The organism is Komagataeibacter sp. FNDCF1 (assembly GCF_021295335.1).
Taxonomy (GTDB): Bacteria; Pseudomonadota; Alphaproteobacteria; order Acetobacterales; family Acetobacteraceae; genus Komagataeibacter.
The window spans coordinates 649,060-662,248 of sequence record NZ_JAIWOT010000001.1 but is presented as its reverse complement, the minus strand read 5'-3'; the positions used below and the strand labels follow the sequence as shown (position 1 = coordinate 662,248).

Genomic DNA, 13,189 nt, shown 5'->3' with positions numbered 1-13,189 from the left:
TGTAAAATATATGCAGCATAAGTACGCCGTATTGTTATATTTTACGCATACTTTATTCTTTCTTTTAATTATAAACGGCACGCAGGGCACCCGGCCTTACGGCCACGGCAGCCAGGAAGTCTGTCAGACGCATGTGATTCCGGAAAAGAAACAATAACTGCTGTTTTCCCGGAAGTATTTCCGCGCGGCGGCCAGGCGTGAATATTTTCCACATTCCGCAGCACGGCGCATTGACATAAATCGGGGCCGGCCCGCGCGGTCTGCAGCGCTTGTTCGGTTCGGGGCCGTCCTGTTTCGTCTCCTCCGCGCCGGATGGGTGTGTGCCCTGTCCGGCCTGCGTGTCCGTTGCGTTGCCTCGCCTGTTACCACCGGACCCATGGGCCCGGGGCAGCCTGTCTGCCCCCGTTTGTGTGCCCGTGGCACGACAGGGGCGGCGCCGTATGCCCGCGTGGTCAGCATACAGGCCTTCATGGTTCAGTATTGTACAGTAATGGGCTTCCGGATTTGAAAAACCATCTTTCCGTTACTGGACCGAATTTGCTGTGCATCCGGCCTTCGGGGTCGCATGCGATACGGAAAGCGGGGCATTCATACCGACTTCAGTTACTGACCATGAGCCGTAAATATCGGACAAACAGTTTAAGATTTCATGAAAGCTTCATGGAATTGAGGGAGAACACAAAATCGTAAATACGGCTTTATGCTCAGTATGATAGGACCCACCCGGGCCGGAAAGTCCTTTCCTGCATGCCCGATCCGTGGTGCTACGACGCAGCAGGTTTCCTGTCATGGCGTGCAGCTGCTTCCTATTCCCGTCCCCTGCCCTGCCCGTCCGTATGGAGGCCGGTCAGGATCATGGCGGTGGCAGGGCGGGTTGCAGCCACGTACAGCAGCTGCTGGGCTTCCAGCACGTTGCTGGCGGCTCGCCGCGCAATGTCCCCCACATCCACGAATACGCGCCCGAAAGTGCTGCCCTGCGCGGTATGCACTGTCATGGCATAGACGGCCTGCAGCTGGCCGATGCCGCGACGAAACACGAAGCGGTGCTGCCAGCGCGCACGTTCGCTCGCGGCCTCGTTTTTCAGGCGGCGCTCGATGGCAGCCATGTCGGCGCCGGGGCGCAGGATGGGCACGGGTGTCTCATCACCCGCCAGAGTACGCAGCACAACGTCATAAACCGGCAGTTCCGTGGTCCACCCCGCTACCTTTGATGTAGCCGGAAAGGCATGGCGCAGGACGGATGGACGGATGTCGGCTATTTCCGCTTCCTCATTGGTGGCCACCATTACGCGGCGGCCTTCCACATCCAGTACCGGGACGCGGGTGATCACGCGCTCACCTGGCATGAAGGGCGTGGGCGTGTCGCCACCATGCACCCAGCGCCGCACGGTGCGGTTGACCGCCTCCACCCGCGCATTGGTCCAGCACAGATAGCGGAACGCATCGCTGCTGGCGCGGAATTCATCGGATGTGAAGGCACGCTGCATCCACGCATCGGGCGTGCGCGGTACGAACAGCCCCGCGCCATCATGATGGCTGGCGCGACACCATGACCAGTCCATCGGGCCACCCTGGCTTTCGCGTATGCTGGTCGCCGCCGCGACAAGCGGGTTTCCCGCCGCCTGCCGTACCACGGTTTCCAGATGCGAGGCGGATCGGATGGCAAAGGACGGGCTGATCGTCTCGCCCACCGGCGGAAGCTGCGCCGGGTCGCCCACGAACAGTACGAAACGGTCGGGCACCAGTTCGCGCACCCAGCGCATGAGGCCCGCGCCAACCATGCTGCATTCATCTATGATGATGACATCCGCCGTGATCGGCTCGGGCCGATCGGCACGCTGGAGCACCTCGCGCCCCTCCTGCGCCGAGGGCTGGAGCGAGAGCACGTTATGAATGGTGCGGCATGGCGCCAGGTTGCCCACCCGCGCCTTGAGCACCGCCGTGGCCTTGTGGGTGGCGGCGGTAAACACCACTTCTGCCCCCTGCCTGCGCAAGGCGCGGGCGACCTGCTGCATGAGCGTGGTCTTGCCCGTGCCCGCATAGCCGGTCAGCAGATGTGTTGCGCAGGTGCTGCGTGCGGCCAGTATTTCCGCCAGTGCACGCTCCTGGCAGGGGGTCAGGACCGTGCGGGACATAAGGCAGCCGGACAGGGGTAATGGACGGGTTCGGGGGCCATGGGGCCAGGTGGTTTCCTTGGATCCGTGCAAAGAGTTGGGCAACCTGTTTAGGCTGCCTCGCGCGTCCGGGCCAGTACAAATACATGGCCAGGCTTGACGGGTGGCCTGATACCAAGGCAACCTTTACAGGTGTTCCTCCGATGGTCCACAAAGGCTGCGTCCATGGCAGGCAGTTCTCCTTCCCGCCCGTCTTTTCCCCGGTGGGCGCCACCAGTTGGTTCAGGCGCCGGACAGATGGCGGGTCTTCCTTTGGGCATTTCATGACCATGTGGTTGCAACGGGCGCGTGTGGGCTGTCTGGCTCATGTCATCGCCCTGTGGTCGCCCAAAAGCGGGAGCCACACCCCTGCCAGCACGGAACTGGAACCGATCCCGCACTGAAACCGGAGTCCTCATGCCCATCACTGCCCTCGAATCCCGTACTGCCCTGGTCCTTGTTGACCTGCAGAAGGGCATTACCGCCTTTGGCAGCGCCCGTGAGCCCGTGCGGGTGGAAGATGTGCAGACCCATGCCGCCCCGCTGGTTACGGCCTTCCGTGCCCATGGGCTGCCGGTTGTGCCGGGAAAGCCGCCCGGACGGATGGAGAAAGGTTTCCCTCTGCGTGACCTGCCGCCGGACCGGGCGGAAACCGATCCCGCCCATGCCCCCCGGTCGGGTGACCATCGTGTTGCCAAACGGACCCCTGATGCATTTACCGATACCACGCTGGAGGGACAGCTGCGCGCGCGGCAGGGCACGCAACTTGTCCCGGGAGGCATTTCCACCAGTATGGGAGTGGAGGCCACACGCCGGCAGGATTACGAACTGGGCTTCGGCACGACCTTCGCCACCAATGCCATGACCGATATGGACGCGGTATCGCACAAAAATGCGATGACCCGCATTTTCCCCGTAACAGGCCAGACGGGTTCGAGCACCGGCATTCTGGCCCATCTGCCGCCACTGTGGGGCTGACCGGTCTTGCCCCTGTCCTTTCCCTATGGTGCGCGGGTTGTCCGCTCGCTGCGCCAGCGCAATTACGCGATCTGGGCGACGGGCGCGGTTGTATCCAATATTGGTACATGGATGCAGCGCACCGCGCAGGACTGGCTGGTCCTGACCCAGCTTACCGCGCATGACGCAACGGCCATGGGCATGACCATGGCATTCCAGATGGCGCCGCAGCTTGTGCTGCTGCCATGGACCGGCCACGCCGCCGACCGCTTTGACCGCCGCGCGCTGCTTATGCTCACACAGGGCCTGATGGGCGTACTGGCGCTGGGGCTGGGCGCGCTGACCATAAGTGGGGCCGCGCGGATGTGGGAAGTCTACCTGTTCGCCTTCACCTTTGGCTCCGTCGCCGCATTTGACGGGCCGGTGCGGCAGACCTTTGTATCCGAACTTGTGCCTGAAGCCGACCTGCCCAACGCGGTGGCACTCAATTCCGTGTCTTTCAACGCCGGGCGCATGCTGGGTCCGGTGGCGGCGGGGGCATGCATTGCCGCCATTGGCACGGGGTGGGCATTCGTGCTCAACGGACTGTCATTCATTGCCGTGCTGGCCTCTCTGGCCATGCTGCGTGACCGGGTGGTGCCCGTGCGGGCGAAGGGCGGCGGGCGTGAGATCATGGCCGGGTTCCGCTATGTATGGACGCAGCATGACCTGCGGACCATCGTGCTGGTGTTGCTGCTGATCGGCATGTTCGGGCTGAACTTCCCCATCTTCATTTCCACCATGGCGGTCGGCGTGTTCCATGTTGGTGCGGGTGGTTACGGGCTGCTGACCGCCATCATGGCCACGGGTACCATGGCGGGGGCCGTGGTGGCGGCGGGGCGCGAGAAGGTCACGCTCGGTACCGTATGCACGGGCGCGCTGTTTTTCGGGGGAGGCTGCCTGATGGCAGCCCTCGCGCCGGGTTACCTGCCGTTCGGCGCGGCACTGGCCGTGGTGGGCATGGCCAGCCTTACGCTTACAACCAGCACCAACAGCTTCATGCAGCTTGCAGCCGCACCCGGAATGCGGGGGCGGGTCATGGCCATCCGGCTGGCGGTTGTCATGGGTGGCACGCCGGTGGGTGCGCCGATCATGGGCTGGGTGGCCAATCATTTCGGCCCGCGCTGGGCGCTGGGGCTGGGGGCCGCATCCGGCTTTGCCGCCGCACTGGTGGTGATGGCGCGCAGGCGACGGCGCGCATAGGAGCCCTTCCCGCTGCCTGTTGCACGGCTGCACTGCCATCATCGGGCGGGACGTCGACCGGCGCTAGGCGCGGCGCTGGCCTTCAACCCAGACCTCCTGCACCATCAGGTCGGGGCCAAGCACCACCATGTCCGCCCGGCGCCCGGGCAGCAGCGCGCCGCGGTCGTGCAGACCCAGCCAGTTGGCGGCATGCGTGCTGACAAGAGCTGCGGCCTGCGGCAGCGAGGCACCGGCCTGAAGGGCATTGCGCAGTGCCTGGTCCAGTGTCAGTACGCTGCCCGCCAGCGTGCCATCGGCCAGTCGCGCCACGCCATCGGCCACCATCACCTCCTGCCCGCCCAGCGAGCTGGGCCCTTCGCCTGCCCCCGTGGCACGCATGGAATCCGTCACGAACACCAGGCGGTTGCCCATGACCCGATGGGCAAGACGGAACAGCGCGGGATGGACATGATGGGTATCGAACACCATTTCAGCATATGTCACGTCGTTACACATCAGCGCCGTGGCGGGACCGGGAGCGCGTGCGGCAATGGGCGGCATGGCATTGAACAGATGGGTGCCGCCTGCCGTGCCTCCAGGGCCGCATATCAGGCATATCGCCCGTTCCGTCTGCTCATGATCGGCCAGTGTATGGCCGATGTTGACCCGGATTCCTGCCTGAACAAAGGCCTGGATGGCGCTTTCCGCATGTTCGATCTCGGGCGCCAGCGTAACCACCCTGACAGCCCCCGTGCGGAGCACGGCAGTCATACGCGCAAGACCGGGTACCTGCGTGAAAGGTGGCTGGGCCCCCAGCTTGTGAGGGTTGATGAACGGCCCCTCCAGATGTGCGCCGGGAATGGAGGGACCGCCATGGATGCCGGTGCGCATGACATCAGCCACACAATGCAGCGCATCCATGATATCGGACCACGGTGCGGTCATGGTGGTGGGCAGGAGCGTGGTCGTGCCCTGCGCCATGTGGAACATGGCCATGTGGCGGATTGCGTCCACCCCGTCCATGGTATCCGCCCCGCCACCGCCATGGACGTGGCCATCAATGAAGCCCGGCAGTATGTAGCGGTCGGGTACGTGCACCAGGGGTCTTACATCGGCAATTGCTGTGTCGAACATGATGCGGCCGGGCATGACCCGGTCAGGCAGTACGAGGTGGCCATCAATGTTCACGTAGCGGCGTTCCCTGTTCTGGCGGGTGAATGCGTGACCAACGTGTTAAACCACCATGGCCTGCAACGCCATACCGTAGATGCAATGGAAAGGCTGGCGTTGGCACGATGCCATGCGGCCCGGCATGCGACCATGACAAGGGCGCATGCTGCAGGGACCAGCCTGTAAACGTGATTTCCTCTTCCCCGTTATCCGCCTGTGCATGCCGTGCGTGGTCGGGGCAGACGGCCTGAACGCGGCCGGCACTTCCCTACCAGCCTTGCCCCGATGGCGGGCCCCTGCTGGCGGGCAATCATCCACATCGGTTCATGGTCCGGCCGGGCAATATGCGCAGCGCCGGTACCATGCTCCGATGGCCCGTGCCGGTTATACGGTCATGCCGCTTGGCTGGTATGCCGCGAACCAGGCGGCCAGTTCTTCCGCCGGAAGCGGCTTGGAGAACATGTAGCCCTGCAGCACGTCGCAATCCATTTCGGCCAGCAGGCGGCGCTGTTCCTCGTGCTCCACCCCCTCGGCCACCACGGTCATGCCCAGGCTCTGGCCAATGCGCACCACCGCCATCACCACGGCGCGCACCTTTTCTATGCTTTCCAGCCCGGTCATGAAGCTGCGGTCGATCTTCACCTCGTTCACCGGCAGACCCGCAAGGTTGGACAGGCTGGAGAAGCCGGTGCCGAAATCATCCATCGACATGCCAACCCCCATTTCACGCAGGCGCTGGGCCACGCGGATGGTGCGGTCGTAATTGTCAATCATGGTGCTTTCGGTAATCTCTATGGTCAGGCTGTGCGGCGGAATGGCGGTTTCAGCCAGCAGTTCGCTTACGAACTGGGGCAGGGTCTCGTCACGGAAATGCAGCGGCGAAAGGTTGACCGAAACCACCGGCACCTCCACCCCGTCGCGTATCCATTGCGCCATCTGCCGGCATGCCGCCCGCAGCGACCATTTGCCGATTGCCTCGATCTGTCCCGTCTCCTCTGCTACGGCAATGAAGCGCGCGGGCGAGACAAAGCCCAGTGACGGGTCAATCCAGCGGGAAAGCGCTTCCACCCCGTACAGCTGCCCGCTGCACGCATGCACCTGCGGCTGGTAGAACAGGCGCAGCCGGTCATGGGCGATCGCATCACGCAGGGCGGCCGCCAGGATCAGCCGGTCACTGGCCTGCTGGTTCATGCGTGGGCTGAAGAAGCAGCAGTGCCCGCCGCCATTGGCCTTGGGCTGGAACATGGCGGTCTCGGCGTTCTTGAGCAGGGTGTCGCCGTCCTCGCCGTTTTCGGGATGAACGGCAACGCCCAGACTGGCCGAAAGGCTTACCGGCACATCGCCGATATGAGTGGGCACCGCCAGCCCGCGCAGGATGGCGGCACTGAGGGTGGAGGCATGCTGCTGTTCGCCGTTGGTCACGATGGTGAACTGGTCGCCGCCGCTGCGCACCAGCGTGTCATCGATCGAGATGGCCTCCCGCAGCTTGCCCCCGATCTGGGTAATCAGCTCATCGCCCGCCGTGTGGCCGAACACGTCATTGATATGCTTGAAGTTGTCCACGCCCACGGTCAGCAGCATGATGTTGCCCCGCACGGCGCGGCGCAGGATGCGGGCCATGTTCTGGCGCAGCCAACGACGGTTGGGCAGGCTGGTCAGCAGGTCGAAATCCGACAGGCGGTTGATGTGCTCCTTCGCCTCGTGCCGTTCTATGGCCAGCGTGCACAGGTGCAGGCTGGTGGCCACGGCCTTCTGGCAGGCGGCGTCGGGTAGCAGGTCAGTGCGCGAATAGCAGGTAAACACGCCCGCCACCCGGTTGTCACGCAGTATGATGGGGGTGGCGCGGGCGGCGCGGATGCCGTTATGCAGCGTCTGTTCGCGCAGGTGGTGCCAGCGCGGGTCATGGGCAATATCGGGACTTTCGGCCACGGTACCGGTGCTGGCGGCAATGCCTGAACACGCGGCCTCCGGCCCGATGGGCAGCGTGTCGTACAGCTTGACCAGCGAGAGCGGCAGGCTGGCACGGCCCTTGCATTTCAGCCGGTCATCCTTTTCCACCAGATAGATGGCGGGCATGACATCGGGAATGTAGTGCTCGATGCGGCGGCAGATGAAGTCCAGTACCTCATGCAGGCCCAGATCGCTTGATATTGCCTCCAGCGTGTCGCGCTGCAGGCTGTCAAGGAAGTGCTGTTCGGTAATGTCGGTCAGCACGACCACGATGTTCTCGATGTCGCCTTCATTGTTGAAGACCGGGTTCATCGCGGCCGAGACCCAGATATCACGCCCGCTGGCATGGCGGGCACGGATGTCCAGCGTGAAGCCGCGTGCGTTGCGCGCACCTTCATGCAACTGGTTGAGAATGCCGATATCCGTCGTATCGCCTGCCAGGATGACCGAAAGCCCGTGCCCCGTCACCCGCTCCGGGCCGAAGCCGAACATGTCGCTGAACGCGCGGTTGACATAGATGATGCGGAATTCCGGGTCCAGAATGGCAACGCCACGATCCGTCTCGCGCACGACCAGCGAAAGCAGGCGGATCTTCTCGCGGTCATCCACTTCCTGCGATATGTCACGGATCAGCGCCATGTAGCCGATCTTGCCATCCACCGCGATGCGCGAGAGCGAAAGATTGGCCCAGAAGGTCGTGCCATCAAACCGTTCGACCAGCACTTCGCGGCTGGTGCCAACGATCTTGTTGATCCCGGTCTCGCGGTTGTGGCGGATCAGGTCATCATGCGTGGAACGGATGTTGCGTGGCACGAGGATGTTGACGTTGCGGCCGATCACATCCTGGCGCACGCAGTGCCACAGGCCTTCCGCCGCCTTGTTGAAAAAGGTGACGGTGTTGTTTTCATCAATCAGGACAACGCCAAGAATGGTCTGTTCCAGCGCGGGCAGGACCGTAACCTGCATGTCGTCTATCATGTCGCGGGGCATTTGACTGTTGGTCTCCTGCTGGCTGAAAGCGAACGGGGGGAGGAAGCTGAAATGTGACACCTGATTCAAGTGTGTTCCGGGTCACTGTAATGAGTGACAGCCAGCATGATGTTTCATGCACCCATGGGCGTTAACAAAGCGTGTATGGCTGCATGCCGGAAATAATGTATCTCATGCGCATGTATGCGGCCACGCAACGGATGGCCGCAGGCCCCGCCACCACGGGCCGAATGCGGCACATAAAAGTGATCTGTGCGCCCGCGCCCGGGCGGAGTATGGTGGCGGGTCTGCCCAGCCGCGCGGTCGTGCATGCGCGGGTGGCATAATGCCGGTAGCGTGCCTGTCCCGCCACCGGCCTGCGTGGGAGCCTGCATGGCACGAGTTTGGGCATATCGCACATGGTGTACCGTGTGCACGATGACGGGGCCGCCGCATGCCTGATCGCGGAATCCAGCCACATGGCTGGCTGCTGGCATGTGATGCCCGACTGGAGCACGTCGTGCGCTGGTCAGCCAACGCACCCGGCCACCTTGGTCGCCCGGACCTGCAGTCCGGCCAGTGCCTGTCCGACCTTATCGGGCGCGAGGCGACCCATAACATCCGCAATGCCCTCGCCACCCATGGGGAGGCCCATCGTCGCCCTGCCCTGGTCTTTGGCCAGAAGCTGCCGGGCGGGGGCTGCCATGACGTGGCGATCCATACGGCAGGCCGCGAGATCATGCTGGAATGGGAACCCGCCGTCGGCATGGACCGCGACGGGGACTATCTTTCACACCTTCGGACCATGATCGACCGCATCCGCGAGATAACGGATTTCGACCGTCTGTTCCGCACCGTGGTCCGGCTGGTGGCTGGCGTGCTACGTTATGACCGGGTCATGCTCTACCGCTTTGCCGAGGACGGGTCAGGCCGGGTGGAAGCCGAATACCATGTCCCCACGCTGGAAAGCTTCCTGGGCCAGCACTTTCCGGCCGGGGGCATGCCCGACCCCCTGCGCAGGCTGTACAGCACCAATCTCATTCGCGTGATTGGCGATGTTGATGCCCGGTCCGTTCCCCTTGTCTCTCCCGCCGGGATGGAGGCGGCCGACCTGTCGCATACCCACCTGCGCAGCGGCACGGCGGCCCACTGCACCTATCTGCGTGGTGCGGGTGTCGGGGCGTGCGTGTCCGTATCGCTCATGGTGGACGGGCGGCTGTGGGGCATGATCGCGGCTCATCATCACGGCCCGCGCGTGCTCAACATGAGCGAACGCATCATCGCGCGCATGTTTGGTGAATTCCTGTCGCTCCAGATCACCAACCTGCTGCGTACCAAGCGGCTGCTCATGACGCGCCAGACCCATGCACTGATCGAGAATTTCCTGAAAGGCGCGGCCCCCGTGGCGGACATGCCCGCCTATCTCATGGCGCACCTGCCTGCCATGCTGACCTTTACGCAATGCGATGGCGCGGCACTATGGGTGGCCGGGCAATGGACCTATCATGGCGCGCATCCCCCGGTTGATGCCATGCCTGCCATGCTGGAACTGGCCCGGACCCGCGCGGGTACCCAGATCTGGCATACGGCCAGGCTCTGCGCGCAGGTACCGGATGCCTCCCGTTACGCAGCGCAGGCGGCGGGGGTGATGATCGTCCCCATTTCATCCCAGCCGGGAGACTATCTGCTGGTCTTCCGTAACGAGGTGGTGCGGACCCTGAAATGGAGCGCCGACCCGGGCGCCCCGCCACACAGGGAAGCGGATGACGTGTATTTCGGCCCGCGCAACGGTTTCGAGATATGGACCCAGCAGGTCACGCAGGAATGCCTGCCATGGTCGGGTGATGACCTGGAGGCTGCGGGGCTGGTCCGTTCCGCACTGATTGAGGTGATGGGCGCATACCACCAGCTGCAACTACGCGAGCGCGCCACCGCCGACCTGCGCCAGCGCATGCTGAACGAGGAACTGAACCACCGGGTCAAGAATATCCTGTCCGTCGTGCAGTCGCTGGTCAGTCAGCCCATCGAGCCGGACAGTACCCCTGCCGAGCATGTGGGCCGTCTGCGCGGGCGCATACACGCGCTGGGTCTTGCCCATGATCAGGCGGTGCGCAGCGAGGGCGGCGGCCTGCTTGATGCCCTGCTCGATGCGGAACTTGCCCCGTATCGTGAGCGTTGCTTCGTCACATGCAGCGGGCCGCGCATCTGGCTGACCGGTCAGGCGCTGTCCGTACTGGCGCTGGTGGTGCATGAAATGGCCACCAATGCCGTCAAATACGGTGCACTCAGTCACGCGCGCGGGCGGGTGGACATCATGTGGTCATTTGATGCGACCCGTGATGCATGGTGCATCCACTGGCGTGAAAGCGGCGGCCCGGCGGTGGTTCCGCGGATGCGGCGCGGCTTCGGTTCCGTCCTGATCGAACGCGGCTTCCCGCATGAACTGGGGGGCACGACGGATGTCGACTACGGACCTGGTGGCGTGTCGGTCACGCTAAACCTGCCCGCCCGCCATGTCCGGACCGCCCCGGCCACTCCGCCGGAACCCGATACGGCCATTCCCGCCATTGCGCCGCAGAGAAAGGAGACCACAGTGCTTGATGCCGACATTCTGCTGGTGGAGGATCAGTTCCTGATCGCGATGGAAGCCGAGGGGGCGATAGAGGAAATGAATATCGGGCAGGTCCGTACCGTAGCCTCGGTCTATGAAGCGCTGAGCGCAATCCGGGCGCGCCTGCCCGATGTGGCGATACTGGACGTGAACCTTGGCGGTGAAAGTTCGGTGGAGATCGCAAGGACGCTGCGTGACCGTGGGGTACCCTTCATATTCGCCACCGGCTATGCCGACCGCACCATGATCCCGCCTGAACTGCGTGACGTGCCGGTGGAGCGCAAGCCCTATTCCGCCATGGCCCTGGCGGAGCGGATCCGCCAGATCATATCCTGACCGGCCTGTTTCCGATCATCGCAACGGAGAACCGTTCATGACCTCTCTGCGTGTCGCCTGCGCCATGCTGGGCCTGTGCATGCCTGCCTTGGCCCATGCCGCCCCGCATATGGATCAGCTACGGGTCCCCCCGGGGTTTACCATAAGCCTGGTGTCCGACCATGTGCCCAACGCCCGTGCAATGGCGCGGGGCGCGCGGGGCACGATTTTCGTGGGGACCAGGGCGGCAGGCGTGGTGTATGCACTGACCGGTGTTGATGGGGGTGGTCCGGTCAGGGTACGTACCATTGCCCATGGCCTGGATATGCCGGTTGGTGTCGCTTACCATGATGGCGACCTGTACGTGTCCGACACGAAACGGATCGTGGTGCTGCGCGCGATCGAGGATCATCTTGACACGCCACCGAAACCGGAGGTGGTGGTCAGCGGCCTGCCCTATCGCGATGGTGACCATTCATGGAAGTTCATTGCCTTCGGTCCGGATAACCGGCTGTATGTGCCCATAGGCGCACCGTGCAACATCTGCGACGTGGGACATGAATATGGCCGCCTGATCAGCATGGCCCCCGACGGTACGGACCGGCGTGACGTGGCGTTCGGAATCCGCAATACGGTCGGTTTCACGTGGCAGCCGGGCACGGACACGCTGTGGTTTACCGATAACGGGCGGGACATGATGGGCGATGATGTGCCATCTGACGAACTGAACCGGCTGGATACATCTGGTCAGTCCTTTGGCTATCCCTACTGCCACCAGGGTAACATACCCGATCCTGAATTCGGCAGTCGGCATGCGTGTAGCGAATTCACGCCCCCTGCCCTGCTGCTGGGCGCGCATGTGGCTGCACTTGGCCTGCGGTTCTATGAAGGCAGTGCCTTTCCGGCCGCCTATCACGGCAATCTCATGATCGCCGAACACGGATCATGGAACCGCAGCCAGCTTTCGGGCTATCAGGTGGTGAGCGTGCATTTCGGACCAGACAACACACCCCAGGCACCTACGGTGCTGGTAAGCGGTTTTCGTCAGGGTCAGACCGCATGGGGTCGCCCGGCCGATGTCCTGCCCCTGCCCGACGGGTCAATGCTGATAAGCGATGATCTGTTGGGGGCGGTCTATCGCCTGCGCTACGGTCCTTCTGGCGCGCGGTAGCGCGAGACCCGCTTCCGCCTGTCGTCTTTTCAACAAGCCTGAGGAGAATGTCATGCGCCTGTGCATGTCCATCCTGCCCGTGGCCTGCATCATGGCCATGTTGTCCGCCCCTGCCGCGCACGCGACCGTACCTCCGGCGGAGCCCAGGCCCGCCGCCCTGCCTGATACCACCCAGCCGGCGCCACCCCAGCGGCTGTACCGGCATTTATGGACGGATGACAGAGGGATCAGCCATATCGCGACCTGCCCGATTCATGATTTCTTCCTGAAAAGCATGTCGCCCCCCGCCGGCCCCCAATGGCAGGACCCCATGGCGCCACAGGTGGCCACTGTCATGATAACCGTGCAGCCCGCCCACTGGAACGGCATGTGGCACCCGGACCCCCGGCCGCAATGGATCGTACCCCTGCAGGGGCGGTGGTACGTCCGTGCCATGGACGGTACCCGTGTCGAGATGGGACCGGGCGATATCCTGTTTGGCGAAGACCAGAATGTCCACCCCATGGCAACCGGCCCCTATCGTGGGCGGAAGGGCCACGATGCCGGCAATATCGGTGATGGACCGGTTACGCTCATGGTGATCCAGTCCGCCAGCGCACCGATTGCCAACCAGCCCTGCCGCTACCATTGACGCAGGAATCCGGGTTCTCAAAATCATGGGCACGGATATCT

General features: G+C 63.6%; 8 protein-coding genes. 5 read left to right on the top strand and 3 right to left on the bottom strand.

What is annotated here, in order from left to right:
* Positions 1-806 precede the first annotated feature (806 nt).
* A complete protein-coding gene (locus tag LDL32_RS02935; RefSeq protein WP_233064410.1) occupies positions 807-2,135 on the bottom strand; it encodes an ATP-dependent RecD-like DNA helicase in 1,329 nt (442 codons plus the stop codon).
* 435 nt (positions 2,136-2,570) lie between these two features.
* Here LDL32_RS02935 and LDL32_RS02930 point away from each other — a divergent pair, with 435 nt between their 5' ends.
* Together LDL32_RS02930 and LDL32_RS02925 are read left to right on the top strand one after the other, a co-directional pair.
* Positions 2,571-3,131: an isochorismatase family protein gene (locus LDL32_RS02930; RefSeq protein ID WP_233064408.1), complete on the top strand. Its 561-nt coding sequence runs from the start codon at positions 2,571-2,573 to the stop codon at positions 3,129-3,131.
* A gap of 6 nt (positions 3,132-3,137) precedes the next feature.
* Positions 3,138-4,352 (top strand): MFS transporter, encoded by a 1,215-nt coding sequence (locus LDL32_RS02925; protein WP_233064406.1) that lies wholly within the window; start codon positions 3,138-3,140, stop codon positions 4,350-4,352.
* A gap of 63 nt (positions 4,353-4,415) precedes the next feature.
* Here LDL32_RS02925 and LDL32_RS02920 read toward each other — a convergent pair whose 3' ends face one another.
* Both LDL32_RS02920 and LDL32_RS02915 read right to left on the bottom strand, forming a co-directional pair.
* Complete coding sequence (locus tag LDL32_RS02920) at positions 4,416-5,519, bottom strand: amidohydrolase family protein (RefSeq protein ID WP_233064404.1); 1,104 nt, start codon at positions 5,517-5,519, stop codon at positions 4,416-4,418.
* 366 nt (positions 5,520-5,885) lie between these two features.
* A complete protein-coding gene (locus tag LDL32_RS02915) occupies positions 5,886-8,441 on the bottom strand; it encodes an EAL domain-containing protein (RefSeq protein WP_233064403.1) in 2,556 nt (851 codons plus the stop codon).
* 433 nt (positions 8,442-8,874) lie between these two features.
* Between LDL32_RS02915 and LDL32_RS02910 the strand changes: the two genes are divergently transcribed.
* From LDL32_RS02910 to LDL32_RS02900, 3 genes are all read left to right on the top strand, one after another.
* The gene (locus LDL32_RS02910) at positions 8,875-11,367 is read left to right on the top strand and encodes an HWE histidine kinase domain-containing protein (RefSeq protein WP_233064402.1); all 2,493 of its coding nucleotides are present in this window, start codon (positions 8,875-8,877) and stop codon (positions 11,365-11,367) included.
* Positions 11,368-11,404: 37 nt separating this feature from the next.
* Complete coding sequence (locus LDL32_RS02905; protein WP_233064401.1) at positions 11,405-12,517, top strand: sorbosone dehydrogenase family protein; 1,113 nt, start codon at positions 11,405-11,407, stop codon at positions 12,515-12,517.
* Between the two features lie 64 nt (positions 12,518-12,581).
* Positions 12,582-13,148: a cupin domain-containing protein gene (locus tag LDL32_RS02900; protein WP_370636741.1), complete on the top strand. Its 567-nt coding sequence runs from the start codon at positions 12,582-12,584 to the stop codon at positions 13,146-13,148.
* Positions 13,149-13,189: the final 41 nt, after the last annotated feature.

Coding starts and splice junctions, on each gene's coding strand:
- LDL32_RS02910 (WP_233064402.1), top strand. CDS start 8,875: ATGCCTGATCGCGGAATCCAGCCACATGGCTGGCTGCTGGCATGTGAT.
- LDL32_RS02935 (WP_233064410.1), bottom strand. CDS start 2,135: ATGTCCCGCACGGTCCTGACCCCCTGCCAGGAGCGTGCACTGGCGGAA.
- LDL32_RS02915 (WP_233064403.1), bottom strand. CDS start 8,441: ATGCCCCGCGACATGATAGACGACATGCAGGTTACGGTCCTGCCCGCG.
- LDL32_RS02930 (WP_233064408.1), top strand. CDS start 2,571: ATGCCCATCACTGCCCTCGAATCCCGTACTGCCCTGGTCCTTGTTGAC.
- LDL32_RS02905 (WP_233064401.1), top strand. CDS start 11,405: ATGACCTCTCTGCGTGTCGCCTGCGCCATGCTGGGCCTGTGCATGCCT.
- LDL32_RS02900 (WP_370636741.1), top strand. CDS start 12,582: ATGTCCATCCTGCCCGTGGCCTGCATCATGGCCATGTTGTCCGCCCCT.